Source organism: Lentzea sp. NPDC055074 (assembly GCF_053608005.1).
The window spans coordinates 111,868-131,264 of sequence record NZ_JBSGUQ010000011.1 but is presented as its reverse complement, the minus strand read 5'-3'; the positions used below and the strand labels follow the sequence as shown (position 1 = coordinate 131,264).

General features: G+C 70.4%; 17 protein-coding genes. 11 read left to right on the top strand and 6 right to left on the bottom strand.

Features of this window, described 5'->3' with window-relative positions:
• Positions 1-46: 46 nt before the first annotated feature.
• Positions 47-1,291 (top strand): MFS transporter, encoded by a 1,245-nt coding sequence (locus ACWF7A_RS24830; RefSeq protein WP_452252871.1) that lies wholly within the window; start codon positions 47-49, stop codon positions 1,289-1,291.
• Positions 1,288-2,514: an MFS transporter gene (locus ACWF7A_RS24825; protein ID WP_452252870.1), complete on the top strand. Its 1,227-nt coding sequence runs from the start codon at positions 1,288-1,290 to the stop codon at positions 2,512-2,514. Before ACWF7A_RS24830 ends, ACWF7A_RS24825 begins: the two co-directional genes overlap by 4 nt.
• On the opposite strand, the gene ACWF7A_RS24820 is transcribed toward ACWF7A_RS24825, so the two are convergent.
• On the bottom strand, positions 2,421-3,014 hold the full coding sequence (locus ACWF7A_RS24820) for a DedA family protein (RefSeq protein ID WP_452252869.1): 594 nt from the start codon (positions 3,012-3,014) through the stop codon (positions 2,421-2,423). The two genes, ACWF7A_RS24825 and ACWF7A_RS24820, sit on opposite strands and share 94 nt — an antisense overlap.
• Positions 3,015-3,131: 117 nt before the next feature.
• Between ACWF7A_RS24820 and ACWF7A_RS24815 the strand changes: the two genes are divergently transcribed.
• The 5 genes from ACWF7A_RS24815 to ACWF7A_RS24795 all read left to right on the top strand — a co-directional run bounded on the left by ACWF7A_RS24815 (position 3,132) and on the right by ACWF7A_RS24795 (position 8,022).
• Complete coding sequence (locus ACWF7A_RS24815) at positions 3,132-3,665, top strand: DUF1453 domain-containing protein (protein ID WP_452252868.1); 534 nt, start codon at positions 3,132-3,134, stop codon at positions 3,663-3,665.
• Positions 3,662-4,714, top strand: coding sequence for a sensor histidine kinase (locus tag ACWF7A_RS24810; RefSeq protein ID WP_452252867.1), 1,053 nt, complete (start codon positions 3,662-3,664; stop codon positions 4,712-4,714). Before ACWF7A_RS24815 ends, ACWF7A_RS24810 begins: the two co-directional genes overlap by 4 nt.
• On the top strand, positions 4,711-5,337 hold the full coding sequence (locus ACWF7A_RS24805) for a response regulator (RefSeq protein WP_452252866.1): 627 nt from the start codon (positions 4,711-4,713) through the stop codon (positions 5,335-5,337). The genes ACWF7A_RS24810 and ACWF7A_RS24805 overlap by 4 nt, the downstream gene beginning before the upstream one ends.
• A gap of 65 nt (positions 5,338-5,402) precedes the next feature.
• Positions 5,403-6,755: a gamma-glutamyltransferase gene (locus tag ACWF7A_RS24800; protein WP_452252865.1), complete on the top strand. Its 1,353-nt coding sequence runs from the start codon at positions 5,403-5,405 to the stop codon at positions 6,753-6,755.
• 64 nt (positions 6,756-6,819) lie between these two features.
• Positions 6,820-8,022 (top strand): MFS transporter, encoded by a 1,203-nt coding sequence (locus tag ACWF7A_RS24795; RefSeq protein WP_452252864.1) that lies wholly within the window; start codon positions 6,820-6,822, stop codon positions 8,020-8,022.
• Here ACWF7A_RS24795 and ACWF7A_RS24790 read toward each other — a convergent pair.
• The gene (locus ACWF7A_RS24790) at positions 7,975-9,090 is read right to left on the bottom strand and encodes a hypothetical protein (protein WP_452252863.1); all 1,116 of its coding nucleotides are present in this window, start codon (positions 9,088-9,090) and stop codon (positions 7,975-7,977) included. The genes ACWF7A_RS24795 and ACWF7A_RS24790 overlap by 48 nt on opposite strands.
• A 377-nt stretch (positions 9,091-9,467) precedes the next feature.
• On the opposite strand from ACWF7A_RS24790, the gene ACWF7A_RS24785 reads away from it, so the two are divergent.
• Positions 9,468-10,379: a hypothetical protein gene (locus tag ACWF7A_RS24785; protein ID WP_452252862.1), complete on the top strand. Its 912-nt coding sequence runs from the start codon at positions 9,468-9,470 to the stop codon at positions 10,377-10,379.
• Positions 10,376-10,906: a histidine phosphatase family protein gene (locus ACWF7A_RS24780; protein ID WP_452252861.1), complete on the top strand. Its 531-nt coding sequence runs from the start codon at positions 10,376-10,378 to the stop codon at positions 10,904-10,906. The genes ACWF7A_RS24785 and ACWF7A_RS24780 overlap by 4 nt, the downstream gene beginning before the upstream one ends.
• Here the strand turns inward: ACWF7A_RS24780 and ACWF7A_RS24775 are convergent.
• Complete coding sequence (locus ACWF7A_RS24775) at positions 10,893-12,047, bottom strand: metallophosphoesterase (RefSeq protein ID WP_452252860.1); 1,155 nt, start codon at positions 12,045-12,047, stop codon at positions 10,893-10,895. The two genes, ACWF7A_RS24780 and ACWF7A_RS24775, sit on opposite strands and share 14 nt — an antisense overlap.
• A gap of 188 nt (positions 12,048-12,235) precedes the next feature.
• Here ACWF7A_RS24775 and ACWF7A_RS24770 point away from each other — a divergent pair, with 188 nt between their 5' ends.
• Both ACWF7A_RS24770 and ACWF7A_RS24765 read left to right on the top strand, forming a co-directional pair.
• A complete protein-coding gene (locus ACWF7A_RS24770) occupies positions 12,236-12,625 on the top strand; it encodes a hypothetical protein (RefSeq protein WP_452252859.1) in 390 nt (129 codons plus the stop codon).
• A gap of 128 nt (positions 12,626-12,753) precedes the next feature.
• Positions 12,754-15,762 (top strand): amidohydrolase family protein, encoded by a 3,009-nt coding sequence (locus tag ACWF7A_RS24765; protein ID WP_452252858.1) that lies wholly within the window; start codon positions 12,754-12,756, stop codon positions 15,760-15,762.
• Here ACWF7A_RS24765 and ACWF7A_RS24760 read toward each other — a convergent pair.
• From ACWF7A_RS24760 to ACWF7A_RS24750, 3 genes are read right to left on the bottom strand one after another with little or no spacing between them, the layout of a single operon-like run.
• The gene (locus ACWF7A_RS24760) at positions 15,756-16,631 is read right to left on the bottom strand and encodes a dioxygenase family protein (RefSeq protein WP_452252857.1); all 876 of its coding nucleotides are present in this window, start codon (positions 16,629-16,631) and stop codon (positions 15,756-15,758) included. The two genes, ACWF7A_RS24765 and ACWF7A_RS24760, sit on opposite strands and share 7 nt — an antisense overlap.
• Complete coding sequence (locus ACWF7A_RS24755; RefSeq protein WP_452252856.1) at positions 16,632-17,633, bottom strand: maleylacetate reductase; 1,002 nt, start codon at positions 17,631-17,633, stop codon at positions 16,632-16,634.
• Complete coding sequence (locus ACWF7A_RS24750) at positions 17,630-19,390, bottom strand: FAD-dependent oxidoreductase (protein WP_452252855.1); 1,761 nt, start codon at positions 19,388-19,390, stop codon at positions 17,630-17,632. Before ACWF7A_RS24750 ends, ACWF7A_RS24755 begins: the two co-directional genes overlap by 4 nt.
• Between the last annotated feature and the right edge of the window lie 7 nt (positions 19,391-19,397).

Sequence of the window (19,397 nt, the reverse complement as noted above, 5' to 3'; positions counted from 1 at the left end):
AACTATTGCTCGCGCTGACAACCCTCGACTTCAAGGACCGTGTGACATGCCTGTCGCCCTGCTCGCCCTCGCGATCAGCGCCTTCGCCATCGGCACGACCGAGTTCGTGATCATGGGGCTGCTGCCTGAGGTGGCGACCGACCTCGGTGTCTCCATCCCGAGTGCCGGGCTGCTGATCTCCGGTTACGCGCTCGGCGTGGTGATCGGCGCGCCGTTGCTGACCGTTCTCGGCGGACGCCTGCCCCGCAAGAAGATGCTGCTCGGGCTGATGGTGCTGTTCATCGCCGGCAACCTCGTCTCCGCGCTCGCGGACACCTACGGCGTGCTCATGAGCGGCCGTGTGGTCGCGGCGCTGGCGCACGGCGCGTTCTTCGGCGTCGGCTCGGTCGTCGCCGCTGACCTCGTGGCGCCGCACCGCAGGGCGAGCGCCATCGCGTTGATGTTCACCGGTCTGACCGTGGCGAACGTTCTGGGCGTGCCGATGGGCACGGCGCTCGGCCAGGAACTGGGCTGGCGCTCGACGTTCTGGGCGGTGACCGTGCTCGGCGTGATCGGTCTGCTCGGCATCGTGTTCCTCGTGCCGAAGCAGCAGGCCCAGGGTGGCGACCTGCGCAGCGAACTCGCCGTGTTCCGCAATCCGCAGGTGTGGCTCGCACTGCTGATGACCGCGTTCGGCTTCGCAGGCGTCTTCGCGTCGTTCACCTACATCGCGCCGATGATGACCGAGGTCGCGGGCTTCTCGTCCGGTGCCGTGACCTGGCTGCTGGTGCTGTTCGGCGTCGGGTTGTTCGCGGGCAACCTGATCGGCGGCAAAGCGGCCGACCGCTCGGTGATGAAGAGCGTGATCGTCATCCTGGTCTCGCTCGCCGCCGTGCTGACGGCGTTCGTGTTCACGGCCCACTCGCCGGTGCTCGCCGCGATCACCATCGTGCTGTTCGGCGCGGCCGGGTTCGCGACGGTGCCGCCGCTGCAGATGCGGGTCATGCAGACCGCGGAGGGCGCGCCGGCGCTCGCCAGCGCGGCGAACATCGCGGCGTTCAACCTCGGCAACGCCGGTGGCGCGTGGCTCGGCGGGCTCGCGATCGAACGCGGTCTCGGCTACACCGCGCCGAACTGGATCGGGGCCCTGCTCGCGCTCGGCGGGCTCGTCATCGCGCTGGTGTCGGTATTCCTCGATCGGCGTGTGAGCATCGGCACCGGTCCGGAGTCTTTTGAAGCGCTTCAGAAGGACCGTAAAGTCGATGCGGTAGCTAACTGGTCTCGCTGCTCACCGACCATGGGGAAGCCTTGAACACCACCCGCGCCATGACCGCTCTCGCGCTCGGCGGGTTCGGCATCGGTACGACCGAGTTCGCGACGATGGGCCTGCTGCCGCAGATCGCGGAGACGTTCGGCATCCCCGACTACGAGGCCGGCCACGCGATCAGCCTCTACGCCGCCGGTGTCGTCGTCGGCGCGCCGCTGATCGCGGTGCTCGGCGCCAAGCTCCCGCGCAAGGGCATGCTGATCGGCCTGATGCTCGCGGTCGCCCTGGGCAACGGGCTGTCTGCCATCGCCCAGGACAAGACGTTGCTGCTCATCGCTCGGTTCGTCGCCGGACTGCCGCACGGTGCGTTCTTCGGCATCGCGGCCGTGGTCGCCGCCACGCTCGTCGCTCCCGAACGGCGCGGTACGGCTGTTGCGCGTGTGATGGTCGGTCTGACCGTGGCAAACCTGGTGGGCGTGCCGCTGGCGACGGCGGCGGGGCAGCAGATCGGCTGGCGCACGGCGTACCTGGCGGTCGCGGTGATCGCCCTGGTCACGGCCGCGGCGATCGCGGCCTGGGTACCGCTGGTGCCCAAGGTCGAGGACGCGTCGATGAAGAACGAGGTCCGCGCTTTCGGCCGGCCTACGGTCTGGTTCGCGATCTTCACCGGCATGATCGGCTTCGGCGGCATGTTCGCCGTCTACTCCTACGTCGCCCCGCTGACGACCGAGGTCGCCGGGCTGGCGTCCGGGGTCGTGCCGTGGATCCTCGCGGTGTTCGGGCTCGGCATGACGCTCGGCGCGACGTTCGGCGGCCGGTTCGTGGACAGGTCCGTGACGGGCTCGGTGTTCGGCGGGCTGATCGCGGTCACCGTGATCCTGGCGCTCTTCGGGCTCACCGCGACCATGCCGGTGTTCCTGTTCGTCCTCCTGTTCCTGCTGGGCTTCACCATCCAGATCCTCGCGGCGGCGCTGCAGATCAAGCTGATGGACGCCTCTCCGGACGCGCCGTCGCTCGCGGCCTCGTCCAACCACTCGTCGCTCAACGTCGCGAACGGCGCGGGCGCGTGGCTCGGCGGCCTGGCCATCGCGGCGGGCTGGGGTTACACCTCGACGGCGTGGGTCGGCGTGGCGCTGTCGGTCGCGGGCCTCGCGATCGCGGCGGCGGCGCTGGTCTACGAACGGCGTTCCTTGACGCGGGCGACCACGAACCAGGCGACGCTGATGGCCAGCACGGCGAGCACGGCCGTCGAGAGCCAGCCCAGGTAGCGGTCGACGAGCTCGTAGTTGTCGCCCAGCGCGTACCCGGCGAGGATCAGCGCGCTGTTCCACACCAGGCTGCCCGCCGCCGTGTAGAGCGTGAACTTCACGATCGGCATGCCGGACACGCCGGCGGGGATGGAGATCAGGCTCCGCACGACCGGCACCATCCGCCCGATGAACACGGCCTTGCTGCCGTGCTTGTCGAACCACGCGTCGGACTTGTCCACGTCGGACACCGTGACGAACGGGATCTTGTCCGCGAGCTTCCGCAACCGCTCGAGCCCGAGCCACGCGCCCAGGCCGTAGAGCACCAGGGCGCCGACGGTCGAGCCGATCGTGGTCCACACGATGGCGGCGATCAGCGAGATCTTGCCCTGTCCCGCGGTGAACCCGGCCAGCGGCAGGATCACCTCGCTCGGCACGGGCGGGAAGACGTTCTCCAGCGCGACGAGCAACCCCGCGCCGGGTGAGCCCAACGCCTCCATCAGCCGAGTGATCCACTCCATGGTTGTCGAATTACCCGTTTTGCCCCGTCGTTCAACCCTCGGGTGGAGACGGATCTCCACCCGGGCTACGGCGCCGGGTCCACGCGCTGACCTGCGCGGATTCCTAACGTTGACGGCATGAACACCACCGTCGAGATCGTCCTGATCGCCGCCGCGATCGTCTACGTGATGGCCCGCAGGCTGCTCGGGGAGCCCGCCGTCGGCAAGCGCCTGCTGCTGCTCCCGGTGATCCTCGGAGTGATCGGGCTGACCCAGATCCAGCAGGGCGCATTCGTGTTCCTGCTGGTCAGCACCGCGTTCAGCGTCGTGTTCGGTGTGCTGCGCGGACTGACCACCCGCACGTACGAGCAGCACGGCATCGTGATGCTGCGCTACACGGCCATGACGATCGTGCTGTGGGTGGCGAGCATCGCCGCGCGGTTCGCCGTCGGGTTCCTGCTGGCTCCGGATGGTGCGCAGGGCACCGGGCTGATGCTCGTCGTCGGCGCCGGCCTGCTCGCCGAGGGACTGGTCGTGATGTCGAAGGCCGTCCGGGTGGGCGGCCAGGTCGTCTGGTCCAAGGGCCGCGACGGCGCTCCGCACCGCACGTCCGCGTTCGTCGACTCCTGGCAGGAGAAGGCGCGCGGAACCCGGCATGATTCCTCCCGATGACGTTCGCCGACGAGATGTTCCGGCCGCTGGTCACGCTCGTGATCTCCACGATCACCGTGGTCCAGCTGCTCGACCGGCCGCCGGGCCTGCTCGCCCCGACCTGGGCGCTGACCGCCGTGGTGATCACCGCGGCGGTCGCGGCCGTGTTCGCGATCGACCGGCTGCGCGAGCAGGGGCGGGTCGCGGTGGTCGCGCTGTTCGTGGTGGCGAGCGCGCCGCTGTTCGCCCTCGTCCCGTCCACGGCGGGGGTGGCGTTCGTCTTCCTCGCCACCAGCACGGCCGGCCGTCGGCTCGCGTCCCGGCGGACCGCGGTCGCACTGGCCTTCGTGGCGTCCCTGCTCGCGATGCTCTCGACGTGGGTGGCGGAGGTGTCGGGGGCCTCCGAGGTCCCGCCGTGGTGGCTCGGCCTCACCGTCGGGCTGCCGGTGTTCTTCGGCCTGGTCCGGCGCGACCGCCTCGCCGCCGCGGCCGCCGCCGAGTACACGGCGGTGCTGGAGGAACGCGGCCGCATCGCCCGGGAGATCCACGACGTCGTGGGGCACTCGTTGTCCGGTATCGCCGTGCAGCTGGACATGGCCGACGCACTGCACGCGGCGGGCAAGACCACGGAGGCGAACGAGGCCGTGGTGCGCGCACGGGCGTTGGCGGTGTCCGGCCTGAAGGAGACTCGTCGCGCTGTGCACGCGTTGCGAGAAGACACGGTGCCGTTGCCCGAGACGATCGCACGGCTGGCGGAGTCACACGGCGCGAAGTGCCGGGTGACGGGTGGGGGACCGGTGAGCGTCGAGATCGCGCAGACCGTCATCCGGGCCGCGCAGGAAGCCCTGACGAACGCCCACAGGCACGCGCCAGGCTCCGACGTCGAGGTGTCGCTGGAGTACGAGGCCTCGGTGCTGAGGCTGACCGTGACCGACAACGGCACGCGTCGTGGACAGGGGAGCGGGATGGGGCTCACCGGCATGCGCGAACGTGCCGCCCTGCTGGGAGGAACGCTGTCCGCGGGCCCGGGCGGTCCGGGATGGACGGTCAGGATGGAGCTGCCCCGATGACCAGGCTGTTGATCGTGGACGACCAGGCCGCCGTGCGCGACGGGCTCGCCGTCATGCTCGACCTCGATCCGGGCATCACGGTCGTCGGCACCGCCTCCAACGGCCGGGAAGCCGTTGCGGCCGTGGCGGAACTGGCCCCCGAGGTCGTGCTCATGGACCTCACCATGCCGATCATGGGCGGCGCCGAGGCCACCGGCGTGCTGCGCGCCTCGCACCCGGACCTGCCGGTGGTCGTGCTGACCACGTTCGACGACGACGAGTCGATCCTCGCCGCGTTGCGGGCCGGCGCGCGCGGCTACCTGACCAAGGACGCGGACCGGGCCACGATCGTGCAAGCCGTGCGCGCCGCCCACGCGGGCAACGCGATCCTCGACCCCGCGGTGCAGGCACGGCTGCTCGACCTCGCCGGACGGCGGCCCGCGGCGGATCCCGGCCTCGACCTGACCACGCGGGAACGCGAGGTGCTCGACCTGATCGGCCAGGGCCTGCGCAACGGCGAGATCGCGCGGCGGCTGTTCATCAGCGAGGCCACCGTGAAGACCCACATCAACAACCTGTTCGCCAAGGCGGGCCTGCACTCGCGGGCGGACGCGGTGAGGCTCGCACTCTCGCTGCGGGGCTGAGCCCGGCTGGCACGACCGCGGCGCACGGGTCTACCGTTGACCGCCTTCACTTCTGGAGGTCGACGGTGCGAGGCGCGATCGCGGCGGGTCATCCGCTCACCGCTCAGGCGGGCGCGGCGATGCTGCGCGCCGGGGGCAACGCCGTGGACGCGGCCGTCGCGGCGATGCTGACGTCGTGCGTCACCGAGCCGTTGCTGACCGGGCTGGGCTCCGCCGGGTACATGATGATCGCGCCGGCCGGCGAAACCCCTGTGCTGCTGGACTTCTCGGCCGTCGCGCCGGGTCGCGGCAGGACCGGCGACCGCGCGCCGCTCGACCCGATCACCGTCCACTTCGGCGACGCGGAGCAGGAGTTCCACGTGGGACCGTCGTCGGTCGCCGCCTACGGAATGCCCGCCGGTGCGGCGATCGCCGCCACCTACGGTCGCGCGCCGTTGCACGAACTCGTGGTCACGGCGGCGCTGCACGCGCGTGAAGGCCATCGGGTCAACCGGTACCAGGCGTACGTCACGTCGTTGCTGCTGCCGCTCGCCCGCAGCGCGGGACTGAACGCGGTGGAGGAAGGTCAACTCCTGGTCCAGCCCGAGCTCGCCGAGGCCCTCGACCGGCTCGGCGACGAGGGCGCGCAGCCGTTCTACAGCGGCGACATCGCGGCCGCCGTCACCGAGTGGATCGGGAGCAAGGGCGGCGACCTCACCCGCGAGGACCTTCAGGCGTACGAAGCCGTGCGGCGCGAACCGTTGCACGTGTGGCATCGCGGCCGTGAGATCCACACGAACCCACCACCCGCGGCGGGCGGTGTGTTGCTCACACAGATGCTGGAAGCGTTGCCGGACTCCCCGTCGCAGCAGGACCTGATCCGCGCGCTGGCCACCCCGAAGGCGCATCTGAACCGCCTCGGCTCCACCACGCACATCTCCGTGCTCGACGCGGACGGCACGGCGTGCAGCGTCACGACCACGAACGGCGCGGGCTCGGGCATCTCGATCGCGGGCGTGCACCTGAACAACATGATGGGGGAGGAGGACCTGTCACCGGACGGGTTCTTCAGCCACGCGCCGGGCGACCGGCTGCCGTCGATGATGGCGCCGACCGTCGTGACGCACCGCGGGCACACCGAACTGGTGCTCGGCAGCGCCGGGTCGAGCCGGATCTGCGGCGCGATCCTGCAGGTGCTCGTGAACGTCCTCGACCGCGGCATGCCGGCCCAGCCAGCCGTCGACGCGCCTCGAATGCACCTGAGCGGAGACCACCTCCACGTCGAACCGGGAATTCGACCGGAAAGCGAACTGCCGGTCACCCGGTTCCGCGCTCCGAACATGTTCTTCGGTGGGTGCCAGGTGGTCGAAATGACCGGATCCGGCCTGCTCAGGGGTGGTGCAGATCACCGCCGCGACGGCGCGATCGTCGTTGTGTGAGATATTGCCCGCATAATGGGATATCTGGTTTCCTGATCGCCCGCTCAAAGAGCACGATTGGCGGGTGACGGCTCTCAGCGAGAGAACATCCTCGCCGCTCCTGTCCCGCACGTTCCTCCAACTCTCCGGCATCAGCGTCGTGTCGGGCCTCTCGATGGCGTTCGCGTTGCCGTTCGGCTCGCTGTTCCTCACGAGCGAGATCAAGGTGACGCCGTTCCAGCTCGGCTTCTTCCTGATCGTGAGCCCGGTCGCGCAGGTCGTGGCGAGCACGATCATGGGCAGGCTGTCCGACGGTCGGGTGCAGCGCCGGTACATGCTCGCCGCGGGCGGTGTCGCCGGCGCGATCGGCTACGGCCTGTTCGCCGTGCTGCGCGACTACTGGTTCCTGCTCGGCACGTCCGTGGTGTTCATCGCGATCACGGGAGCGTTGCTGCCGCAGCTGTTCGCCTACGGCCGCCAGGTCTCGCAGGGGCCGTCGATGGTCGTCAGCGTCCTGCGCACGCTGCTCTCGGTCGCGTGGGTCGCCGGACCGCCGGTGGCCGCGCTGCTCGTCGCGCAGACCGGCTGGATCGGTCTCTTCGCCTCCACCGCCGTGCTGCAGCTCGGCGTCGCGGTCCTCGCTCTCACCCTGCCGATTCCGCCCGCGCGGGTCGAAGAGGAGAGGACCGAGGAGGAGGCGGCAGGGCCGACGCGCGGCAGCATGACGGTCGTGTCCGCCGCTTTCCTGTTCCTGCAGGGGGCCGTGGCGCTCGCGGTGAGCGGACTGCCGTTGTTCATCACGACCGAGCTGAACGGCACGGCCGGGGACGCCGGGCTCGCGATGGGGCTGTGCGCGGCGCTCGAGATCCCGATGATGCTCTGGTTCGGCTCGCTGGCGAACCGGATGTCGCAGCACAGGCTCGTGCTCATCGGCGCGGTGATCGCGTTGGGCTACCACGGGTTGATGGTGTTCACCGAGTCCATCTGGCAGGTGATGGCCGCGCAGCTGCTGCACGCCACCGTCATCTCGTTGATCATGGGCGTCGGCATCACGTACTTCCAGAGCCTCGACCCGCTGCGGCCCGGCCACGCCACGACGATGTTCAGCAACACCCAGATCGTCGGCAGCATGGTCGCGGGCGCGTTGCTCGGCGTCTCCCAGGGGCTGGGTTTCCGCTGGGTCTACGGCTTCAGCCTGACGATGTCCGTGTTCGGCCTCGCGCTGCTGCTCGTCGCGGGCTCACTGGACCGTCGAGCCGGTGACCTTCGGCTTCTCGGACGTGCCTAGGTAGAAGATCCCCTTGATGGTCTCGAAGCCGAGGCTCGGGTTGCGGCGCAGCGTCGAGCCCTCGACGGACATCGAGCCGGACCTGTCGTTGCTGACGAAGAACACCGCGCCACCGCCCTCGTTGGCCTGGTTGTCCTCGATCAGCGTGCCGGCGACGCGCAGCGTGAACGTGTTGCCGTCGTTGTAGATCGCGCCACCGCTGCCGCCGCCCGGCGTGCCACCGCGGGCCGGGTTGGCGCCGCGGCCGATGGCCTTGTTGTTCTTCATGAGGCTGTTGAGCACGATCCACGAGGCGCCGATGCTGCTGAGCGCTCCGCCGTTGGAGCACACACCGCCCTCGAACGTGCTGCCGGTGATGTAGATCGGCGTCTTCTGCGCCCAGTCGGTCACCCGGATCGCGGCACCGCCGAGGTCGGGACCGTTGGCGTCGCACCTGTTGTTCGCGAAGCGGGAGTTCACGACCTTGAGCTGACCGCCCAGCACCATGATCGCGCCGCCGCCACCGCCCTCGGCCTGGTCACCGGTCGAGTTGCCGTCGGCCAGGGTGATGTTCTGGACGACCAGGCGCGGCCCGTTCTGGTCGATCAGCCTGCGCTGGCCCTGCCCGCTCAACGTGATCCGGCCACCGCCGTCGACCACGGTGCGCTGGCGGACCCTCGCGGTCGCGGCCATCGGGATGGTGTGCGGCTGCGGGCCGCAGTTGAAGGTGATGACCCCGCCGGCGGCGAAGGCGTCGACCACGGCCTGCGACGTGCAGGTCGCGGGAGTGCCGGTGCCGATCACGCGGGTGGGCTTCGAGGTGTCCTCGGCGGCGGCTTCCGGCGGCACGGCGGCGGTGCCGTTCGGGTTGCCGAACTTCGCGGCGGCAGGAGGAGGCGGGGGCGGCGGCTGCGCGGACGGCGGAGAGGCGCTGCTGCTCGGCGCGGGCGTCGTCGTCACGACGGTGACGGTCTGGGACGCCGAGGTCTGGGGCAACTGCGGGCCTGCGACGGGGGAACCGGGGATCGCCGTGCCACAACCCGCCACGAGGGCGGCAAGCAGCACGACGGCCTGTCTACCTGAGGGCATGGCGGGCACCCTAGGCGGGCCGGACGAGCTTGGCTACCACCGCCGCCGCCACGGAGATCGAACCGCTGACAGGTCTCGGAGCTGCCCGAAAATTCAGCGAGATCAAGGCGTTCTGCAGGTGTTTTCGTTCTGTGACAAGAAAACCGGGACAAGATCCGGTTTTGGGGGCCCGCCGGGGCGGGTGTGCGCAGGTGCGGGACGGTGCTTAGCTTGACTCACGAGTCAGGAATGGGCTCGGATTCGACCGGTCGCCGTCACGGTGCGTGGACGAAACGGCCCAACCGCCGCCACGGCGTGCGGTCCATTGAGTTCAAACGACCCGATTGTGAAAGAGCCACGCGTTTGGGTGGCCCTGAGTCCCTGGCACACTGCGCTCCGTGCCGACCCAGTTCCCCGACGACCCGACCGAGCGCCACCCGGGGCCCGACCCAGCGCTGATGGAGGCCGCCCGTGCCCGGGGTGCTGCCCGCTGGGCCGCGGCCGGTGAGCTGCCGAAGCAGGTGGAGACGAAGCAGGCCGGTCCGCTCAAGCCCCGCACCGCCGCGATCGCCGCGATCGCCGCGCTGCTCGTGCTCGGCGTGATCGCCATCGGCACGTTCGACGGCGGTTCCGGCACGAGCGGCACGGACGTGGCGCAGCCCTCGCACAGCTACATCCCCGGCCTGATCACCCCGCCGGAGGACCTGCCGGAGGAGCCGGCGTCGACCAGCCAGAACCCGACGCTCGCCTCGTCCGCGCTGGGCCTGATGCCGTCGACGACGCAGAACGCCGCCCCGCCGCCCGCCGGGGACACCGGGAGGGCACCCGGTGGTGCCAGGTCGTTCACGACGGGACCCGGTTGCGGCGGCTTCACGAGCGTCGGTTCGTACCGCGACGGCAAGAAGGGCTGGGTCGACCACGGCGACGGCAGGTGCGGCTCGACGTTCGTGTCGATCCCGATGTCGGGGGACACCCGCCGGGACGACACCTCCGCCTACGGCATGTGGACGTTCGCGGTGAACGGCTCGTGCGACGTCTCGGTCCATGTGCCGAACGGCGGTACGGAGGAAGTCGGGGGTAACCCGACCGTGTACTACGTGTTCGACCGCAACGGCGTCGGCGGCACCCCGATGGCGTCGTTCGCGATCAAGCAGGTCGACAAGCGCGGCCAGTGGGTCAGCGCCGGGAAGTTCAAGGCCAGCGGAAACCTGACCATCCAGCTCGTCACCCGAGGTCAGGACTGGAACAACTCCGGACCCACCTACGCCCATCACGCCGCCAGTGCCGTCAAGGCAGACTGCACGGCGTGACACGAGATCTTCACCTGGTCCGGCACGGCGAAGCGACGAAGGACGAGTCCCGGCTGACGGCACGGGGCCGCAAGCAGGCGGAGGCGCTGGCGGAACGGTTGCGCGGCACGGGTTTCGCGGCCGTGCACCACGGCCCGGCGCCCCGCGCGACCGAGACCGCGTCGATCATCGCCGAAGTTCTGCGCGTGCCCTGCCGGGTCGAGGCGGCGGCGGACGACTACGTGCCGCACTTCGTCCCCGACCACGACGAGTTCTTCGACCGGTTCCCCGAGTCGGAACGCACCCGCGGGCCCGCCCTGGCGCACGAGGCCGAGACGCGGTTCGCGCGTCCCGGCGACGGCCCGGTGCTGGTCGTGACGCACTCGTTCCTGATCGGCTGGCTCGTGCGGGACGCCCTCGACGCCCCGCCCGAGCGCTGGCTGACGCTGAACCACGACAACGCGGCGCTCACGGTCATCCGCTACACGGCCGGCGAGTCACCCCGTCTGGTGCGGTTCAACGACAGCGGGCACCTCACGCGGCTTTGAGCGTCAGCAGGCTGATCTCGCTGGGCGCGAACACGCGCATCGGCGGGCCCCAGAAGCCGGCGCCGCGGCTCGTGTAGAGCTGGGTGCGGTCGCTGTGCCTGCTCAGGCCGGCGACCACCGGCTGCTGCAACCGCACCAGGTAGTGGAACGGCCAGATCTGCCCGCCGTGCGTGTGCCCGGACAGCTGCAGGTCCACGCCCGCGTCGACGGCTTTCTTGATCTCCGACGGCTGGTGCGCGAGCAGCACGACCGGCGCGGTGGAGTCGGCGCCGTGCAGCGCGTGCGCGAGGTCGGCGGCGTGGCCGGGCTCGCCGGAGTGGCTCGCGGTGATGTCGTCGGTGCCCGCGAACACGAGCTTGGCGCCGCCGCGCTCGAGCGTCACGTGCTCGTTGCGCAGCGGCTTCCAGCCGAGGCGGCCCATGAGGTCGACCCAGCCCTGGCCGTTCGAGTAGTACTCGTGGTTGCCGGTGATGTAGAAGCGGTGCGGCGTGGTGACGTCGCCGAGCGGGGTGGCCTGCTCCAGGCGCTGCTCGGCGGTGCCGTCCGCGATGTCCCCGACGTGCACGGCGACGTCCGCGTTCAGCCCGTTGACGGCGTCGACCATGCCCCGGGACCACTTCGCGCGGTTGATGGCGCCGTAGTGCGTGTCGGTGATGACGGCGACGGTCAGGCCGTCGAACGCGGGGTCGAGCCGGGGAATCGTCACGTCCTGCCGCTTGATCCGAGGCACGCGCATCGCCTCATACACCCCGTAGACCGTCACGGTGACGATGAGAACGGCGAGCAGCACGGCGATGAAACGGGAGCGGAACGGGTTCTCGACGCCGCCGAGTGCCATGCCGAGCCGGACGAGGTCCGTCAGGAGCGTCCACACGAACGCGATCCACACGAACCCGAGCAGGAACTGGGAGATCCGCGCGGCCCGGTCGCTGCCGCGCTGCGTGAACAGCACGATCATCGAGATGGCGGCGGCGGCGAACACGATCGCGGCGACGGGCCGGACCGGGTCGGGCCACTCGGCGCTGGCCGCGAAGAGCCCCTCGAACGGCACCCAGAACAGCAGCGTCGTCACGGTGAAGAGGACGAGCGTGAACACCACCCGCCGAACCGTGATGCGGGGCCGGGTAGCGGTGGTCGTCATGCGGACATCCTCCTGGGAGTGGGTGTGTAACCCATCTCAACGCACAATCCACCCAGTTTGTTCGCTTCTGGGCGCTTAGACCTCCGTCACAGGCGTTTTCCCAGTTGGGAGGCAACCGCGCGAGGGCTGGAGAGTCTTCTAATCAACACCGGAACAACCGCCTGACCCGACGACCTAGAGTGGGCCACATGATCTTCTACACCGACGAGGAGAGCCGCACGCTGCGCACCGCCGTGTACGGCGCGATGCTGCTGGTCTCCCACGCCGACCCCGGCCCCGTGCTGGAGGAGCGGTTCGCCGGCCTGCGCGCGCTCGCGAACCTGTCGCCCGACCTGCGCGGCGTGCTGGGCGGCGCCCGCCCGTCCGTGCCCGCGGGCACCGACGAGGAGATCGAGCCGGTCATCCTCGAGGCGCTGCGCTCGTCGATGAAGACCCTGTCGTCGAAGTCGCCCGAGGACGCCTGGGACTTCCCGCGTGCCGTGCTGGCGATCTGCCGCGAGGTCGCCGAGGCCGACGGCGTGGTGGTGGAGGCCGAGGACGCGATGGTGGCCCGCATCGAGGGCGCGCTCGCCCTGTAGCCCAGTTCCCTTCAGGCCGGGACCAGCGTCCCACGTGGTGGATGCTGGTCCGAATGGTCGATGGCGCAACGCTTCGGCGGTGCCAGGGTGGATCTCCTAGGGGAGAAGACACTGGGGAGTGTGCCGCCATGGAACTGTCCCGCCGTGAACTGCTGACCCGCACCGGCCAGGCCGCCGCGGTCGCCACCGCAGCGTCCACGCTCACCGTCGGTGCCGCGCAGGCCGAGTCCGGTACGAGAGTGAAGCTGACGCAGGGCACCAACATCTCGGTGTCGCGCTCGCGTGACGGCAAGTGGCTCGCCATCGACCTCGTCACCGCCATCTGGGTTCTGCCTGCCACAGGCGGGCAAGCGCGCAAGCTCACCGACGAGCTGCAGGACGCCACGCTGCCGTCTTTCGGGCCTGGCAACCAGATCGCGTTCCAGTCCTATCGGGACGGCAACTACCACCTCCACGTGATCGGGCTCGACGGGCGCGGGCTGAAGCAGCTCACGCACGGCCGGTACGACCACCGCGAGCCCGCGTTCTCGCCGGACGGCAAGCACCTCGCGTTCGTCAGCGACCGGGCCGGCAGCTACGGCGTGCACCTGCTGGAGCTGGCCACCGGCAAGATCACGCAGCTCACCGGCGTGCCGGACGAGGCCGCGGCGCCGCAGTGGTCGCGGGACGGCAAGCGGATCATCTTCACCGTCGGCAACGCGGCGGTCGACACCGTGACGCTGGACGGGCAACGCGCGCGGCTCGTCACGGCGCCGGCCGGCACGCAGCTGTTCGGGGCGGCTTTCGGGCCCGGCGACCAGCCCAGCTACACGCGGATGCGACCCGGGCAGGCCGAACTGGTGCTCGGGACGGCCGCCGTGGTCACCGGGGAGGACGTCTTCGGGTTCGCGCCCGTCTGGGACGGCGACAGCGTTCTCTACACCGCGGACGGCCGGATTCGCAGCCGTGCCAACGGGTCCGCGAAGGACATCGCGTTCGAGGCCACGGTTCCCGTGCGCACCGACCGGAGGCCGCACCGCACCAGGAACCTCACCGGGGGTGCGGTCAAGGGCATCGCCGGCCCGGTGGTGTCGAGCGACGGCAAGATCGCGTTCCGCGCGTTGAACGCGCTGTACGTGTTGAAAGACGGCAGAGCCACGAAGCTCACGGACAGCCGGTACTTCGACTCCGACCCGGACTTCTCGCCCGACGGCAAGAAGATCGTCTACGCGAGCGACCGCACGGGCGTCGCGCAGTTGTGGGTCCGCGACCTGACGACGAACGAGGACGAGCAGTTCGCGCCCGCCCCGCACGCGCAGACCACGCCGCGCTTCTCGCCGGACGGCACGAAGGTCGCCTACCTGGACCAGGACGGCCAGGTGTGGATCACGGACCGGCAGGCGCGCAGGCAGGTCACGCCGACGCTGTTCCAGCCTGGGCGCCCGACGTGGTCCAAGGACGGCAACACCGTCGCGCTGGCCGCCGTGAAGCCGTTCTCACGCCGGTTCCGCGAGGGCACCAGCCAGATCCTGAGCGTCGACCTCACGAGCGGCGAGCTGAAGTACACCGAGCCGATGCCGTTCCGGTCGATCGCCACCCGCGGCGACGACGGACCCGTGTGGTCGCCGGACGGCAGGCACATCGCGTTCGTCGTCGAGAGCGTCGCGTGGGTCGTCCCGGTCGACGCCAAGGGCACCTTCCAGGGCGAACCGCGTCAGGTCACCCGGGAGGTCACGGACTCGCTGGCCTGGCACGGCAACGACGCGCTGGTGCACCTGAACAACGGCCGGCTCCGGAAGTCCACTCTGGACGGCAGGGTGTCGACGATCCGGCACGGTCTCACCTGGCGCAGGCCCGCCAAGCCCGAACGCAAGGTCGTCCGCGTCGGCGCCTACTGGGACGGTGAGGCGCACGAGCTCAAGCGCAACGTCGACATCGTCGTCGGGAACGGCACCGTCGAGGAGATCCGCCCGCAGCGCGGCAAGGCCGACGTCGACGCCTCGAAGCTCACCGCCCTCCCCGGCCTGATCGACGCCCACAACCACTGGCACCTGCGCGGCCGCCAGTGGGGTGCGCGGCAGGGCAACGTCTGGCTCGCCTACGGCATCACGACCGTCCGCTCACCCGGCGACCCGGTCTACCAGATGATCGAGACCAGGGAGGCGCTCGCGGCGGGAACCCTGACGGGGCCGCGGTTCTACGCCACCGGCGAGGCCGTTGACGGCTCCCGCGTCTACTACAACTTCATGCGCCCGACCCTGAGCAGGGCCCAGCTCGACCTCGAACTGCGCCGCGCCCACGAGCTCGGCTACGACATGATCAAGACCTACGTCCGGCTGCCCGTCGAGCTGCAACGCCTTGCCGTGCAACGGTCCCGGGTACCGCTGTCGTCGCACTACCTGTACCCGGCCGCGAACATCGGCATGGACGGCATGGAACACGTCGGCGCCACCAACCGGCTCGGCTACTCCCACACCATCACCCGCCAGGGCAGGGCGTACCAGGACGTGGTGGCGCTGTTCACCGCCTCCGGCATGTCGATGACACCCACGCTGTTCCAGTCGCGTGCCCTGTACGACAACGACAAGTCGCTCGCCACCGACGAACGCACCCGAGTGCTCTACCCGCCGTGGGAGTACGAGCGGAACCTGGCCGACGCGAACAACCAGGGCACCCCGGCGGGGTCGTCGTCCCGCGCGATCCTGAAGGGCTGGGTGGAGTTCGCGCTGAGGGTCCACCGCGGCGGCGGGTTCGTCATCACCGGGACCGACGCGCCGCTCGACAGCCCCGCCACCGCGACGCACCAGAACCTGCGCGCACTCGTCGAGTACGGCTTCACGCCGAGGGAGGCGCTCATCACCGCGACCCGCAACCCGGCGAAGTGGCTCGGCCTGCCGCTCGGCGCGATCAAGCCCGGTGCGCCGGCGGACATCGCGTTCGTCGACGGAGACCCGTTGGCCGACATCAAGGCGGCGGCGAACGTCCGGCAGGTCATGGTCGGTGGCGTGCTGCACAGCGTCCCCGACCTGCTCGCGCCCTACCGGCAGCAGGTCCAGCCGCTGACCACGACCGCCGCGCTCGACCCGTTGCCCTCAGCCGAGAACAAGCACTGGTGGCACGAGCCGGAGTGGGCCGAGCGCGTCTGCTGCGATCACTGAGGCGCCAGGACCACGTCGAAACGGGAGCGTGCCCAAGGCTTGTCGCCGAGGGCCCTCCCGTCCGGCGCAGGCGCCCCGGCCGGCTGCTCCTCGAACCGCTTGACCAGCGACTCCTTCACCCCGAACACCGAGTCGCCGATCTCCAGCTGCGGGTCGCCCTCCACGAAGACGTGCGTGACCAACGTGCGGAAACCGGTGGCGGACACCATGAAGTGCAGGTGAGCGGCACGCACGGGAGAGCGGCCGACGGCGTCGAGCAGCGCACCGACCGGGCCGTCGTGCGGGATCGGGTACGGCACCGGAGTCGTGCACCAGAAGGAGAAACCGCCGTCCTCGCCGGAGAACAGGTGGCCGCGCCCCGCCACCCGCGAGTCGGTGTACTGCACGTCGTAGAAGCCGTCCTCGTCGGCCTCCCACACCTCGATCCGCGCGCCCGGCACCGGGTCACCCGCAGTGTCGCGGACGGTTCCCTCGACCCAGCACGGGGTTCCGGCGGCGCCTCCGGCGATGTCGCCGCCCACGCCGACCATCGGTGACTCCTCCACGAAGAACGGGCCGAAGACCGTCGCCTCCGTGGCGTTCTCGTAGGCCTCGTTGTTCACCGCGATGGTCTGCATCGACGCGCCCAGCACGTCCGACAGCAGGACGAACTCCTGGCGCCGGTCGTCGGTGATGTGCCCGACCGCGGTCAGGAACTCGATCGCCTTCGTCCACTCCGCCTCGGTCAGGCGGGTCTCGCGGATGAACGCGTGCAGGTGCCGGGTGAGCGCCTCCATGAGCTCCTTGAGCCGCGCGTCCGGTGTGCTTGCGAACGACGCGAGCACGTCGGCGGTCAGCTGCTCCTCGACGCGTTCCTGGGCGGTGGTCATTCAGGCCTCACTCGGGTTCTGGGCAGCGGTGAGCAGGGAGATCAGGTCGTCCTCGGTGACCGCGCGAGGGTTCGACGGCGGCACCGACGGCAGCACCAGACGGGCGGCTTCACGCACGTCGGGAACACCTCGCAGCACGTGCGAGGCACCCACCTCGTCGTACAGGCCGATCAGGCTGCCGCCCAACGCCTCGGTGATCCGGGCAGCGGCCTCAGGAGCCGCGGGGGAGTTGAAGGCCAGCACGTGCGGGAGGATCGCCGTGTGGGTCGCGGCGTGCGGGAGATCGTAGGCGCCGCCCAGGACGTGGCAGATCTTGTGGTGCAGGCCCGAACCGGCCGACGCGAACGCCACCGCCGCCAGGTAGGCGCCGTAGAGCATCCGCTCGCGGTCCTCCGGCGAGCGCAGACCCCGGCTCAGCGCCCGGACGCCCTCCAGCGCCAGGGCCTGGTTGATCGGATCGGTGCGCGGCGCCCACATCGAGTCGACGCAGTGCGCCAGCGCGTTGCAGCCCGAGGCGATCGCGAGCTCCCGGGGCAGGGACGCGGTGAGCGCGGCGTCGTAGACGACGGTCACGGGCAGCACCCGGTCGTCGGTGCCCGTGGTCTTGCGCGACGCCTCGGTGAGGCCCCAGACGTTGGTCGCCTCCGACCCCGCGTACGTGGTGGGCACGGCGACGATCGGCAGGCCGGTGGTCAGCGCGATCGCCTTGGCCAGTCCCGTCGTGGAGCCGCCGCCGACGCTGACCAGCAGGTCCGCGCCGGACTCCGCGGCCAGTGCGCGGGCCCGTCCGGCGTTCTCGACCGGCACGTGCGGTGCGACGTCCGTGCAGTGCGCGGCCACGTCGATCTTCGAGGTCACCTCGGCGGCGACGGGCTCCGCCGAGATCAGCAGAACTCGTCGCGCACCCAGGCGGTCGACCTCGTCGGCCAGGTCTGCGGCCGCCGTTCCGGTGCCGAACCGCACCCGCTGGCCTAGCGTGACGTGCTCGAACTGCCAGGTCATGCGCTCTCCTCCCGGCTCAGGACCGTGGTCAGGACGGCCATCAGCTCGGCCTCGGGGTCTGCGGGCAACGACCGGCTGCGCCAGGCGACGTGCTTGTCCGGACGCACGAGCACCGCTCCATCTTCGTCCACTCCGGACAGTCGCGACCAGTCGAAGTAGAGGTCGGTGACCGCCCGTCCGGGACCGACGACCACGGCCCGCAGTGGTACGCCGAGCCGGTCGGCGGCCTTCTGGGCGGCGTCGGCCCACGCCTCGCCGGTGATCCCCGTCAACAGCGTGAACTGCCCGTACGGCACCAGGTCGTGCGTCGAGACCTTGCTCCGGCTGTCGCCGACCCAGGCGTGCGGCAGCCGCGCTCCCGGCCAGGTCGACGGCTCGTAGTACAGCTCCGGGTCCCGTGACGGCTCGGGCTTCTCGGTCCCGTCGGCCACCACGGCGCTGGAGACGTACGACTGGCCCATCTCGACGCCGTGCGCGTTGAACTCGTAGTTCTTCAGCTCCATGGCCTCCCGGACGGCGACGCGCTTGGCGGCACCCGCGAGGCTGCCGTCCTTGCGTTCCTCGATGCGCGCGTCCATCTCGTCGGCCGACTGGGACGCGTCGAGCCCGAGCGCCTCGAAGAGAGCGCCGAACTCACGCGCGGACTTGTTGGCCCGTGTGACGATCTGCCGCGCCACCGGGGCCCGTTCGTCGGAGTAGGTGTCCAGCAAGGCCTCCCCGGCCTGTCCGGTGAGGACGGCGGCGAGCTTCCACGCCAGGTTGTAGGAGTCCTGGATCGAGGTGTTGGAGCCGAGTCCGTTGCTCGGCGGGTGCTTGTGCACGGCGTCCCCTGCGCAGAACACCCGGCCGTTCCGCAGTCTCGTCGCGTACTGCTCGTTGTTGCCCCACAACGAGATTCCGGTGATCTTGGCCTGCAGCGACGGGTCACCGACGAGGTTGCGGACGATCTGCAGCGCGTCGTCCTCGGTCACCTCGGGCACGCCCTGCGCGAGGTCGAAGCCCCAGACGATCAGCCACTCGTTCCACGGCCGGACCATCCGCACGAGCCCGGCACCGATGCCGCCGACGTTCGCGCCGGGCTGGATCACCCAGTACAGCACCGAAGGGCGGTGCCGGACGAGGTCGGAGAGGTCCGCCTCGAAGGTGATGTTCATGGACCCGGCGACGTCCATCCGCCCCTCGTAGGGCAAAGCCGCATCGGCGGCCACCGCGGACCGAGCGCCGTCCGCGCCGATCAGGTACTTCGCCCGGATCTCGTACTCATGCCCGGTCACGCGGTCGAGCACCCTCACGGTCACGCCGTCGGCGTCCTGCTCGTGGCCCAGGTACTCGGTGCTGAACTGGGTCCGCGTCCCGCGCGCCGTGGCGTTGCGGACCAGGATCGGCTCCAGGTACGTCTGCGGGATGTCGCAGTTGAGCGACGGCGACGCGAGCACGTGGTCGGCGTGCCGTGCCGGGTGGTTGCCCCAGGTGAGGATGCGGCCGATCTCCTCGCCGGTGATCGACGTGCAGAACACCGTGTCGCCGATCAGGTGGTGCGGCGTGGCCTCGGCGAGCACCTGGTCCTCGACGCCGACGTCGCGGAGGATCTCCATCGTGCGCTGGTTGGTGATGTGCGCGCGAGGGGTGTTCGCGGTCCACCGGTACTTGGTGATCATGATGTTCGGAACGCCCAGGGTGGACAGGAACAGCGCCGCGGAGGCTCCGGCGGGGCCGGACCCCACGATCACCACATCGGTCTCGACGGAGGTCACCATGGCGAGA

What these genes read in the sequence shown, in the direction of transcription:
- ACWF7A_RS24830 (WP_452252871.1), top strand. Translation starts at nt 47, where the DNA reads ATGCCTGTCGCCCTGCTCGCCCTCGCGATCAGCGCCTTCGCCATCGGC.
- ACWF7A_RS24820 (WP_452252869.1), bottom strand. Translation starts at nt 3,014, where the DNA reads ATGGAGTGGATCACTCGGCTGATGGAGGCGTTGGGCTCACCCGGCGCG.
- ACWF7A_RS24815 (WP_452252868.1), top strand. Translation starts at nt 3,132, where the DNA reads ATGAACACCACCGTCGAGATCGTCCTGATCGCCGCCGCGATCGTCTAC.
- ACWF7A_RS24810 (WP_452252867.1), top strand. Translation starts at nt 3,662, where the DNA reads ATGACGTTCGCCGACGAGATGTTCCGGCCGCTGGTCACGCTCGTGATC.
- ACWF7A_RS24805 (WP_452252866.1), top strand. Translation starts at nt 4,711, where the DNA reads ATGACCAGGCTGTTGATCGTGGACGACCAGGCCGCCGTGCGCGACGGG.
- ACWF7A_RS24790 (WP_452252863.1), bottom strand. Translation starts at nt 9,090, where the DNA reads ATGCCCTCAGGTAGACAGGCCGTCGTGCTGCTTGCCGCCCTCGTGGCG.
- ACWF7A_RS24775 (WP_452252860.1), bottom strand. Translation starts at nt 12,047, where the DNA reads ATGACGACCACCGCTACCCGGCCCCGCATCACGGTTCGGCGGGTGGTG.
- ACWF7A_RS24770 (WP_452252859.1), top strand. Translation starts at nt 12,236, where the DNA reads ATGATCTTCTACACCGACGAGGAGAGCCGCACGCTGCGCACCGCCGTG.
- ACWF7A_RS24765 (WP_452252858.1), top strand. Translation starts at nt 12,754, where the DNA reads ATGGAACTGTCCCGCCGTGAACTGCTGACCCGCACCGGCCAGGCCGCC.
- ACWF7A_RS24760 (WP_452252857.1), bottom strand. Translation starts at nt 16,631, where the DNA reads ATGACCACCGCCCAGGAACGCGTCGAGGAGCAGCTGACCGCCGACGTG.
- ACWF7A_RS24755 (WP_452252856.1), bottom strand. Translation starts at nt 17,633, where the DNA reads ATGACCTGGCAGTTCGAGCACGTCACGCTAGGCCAGCGGGTGCGGTTC.
- ACWF7A_RS24750 (WP_452252855.1), bottom strand. Translation starts at nt 19,390, where the DNA reads ATGGTGACCTCCGTCGAGACCGATGTGGTGATCGTGGGGTCCGGCCCC.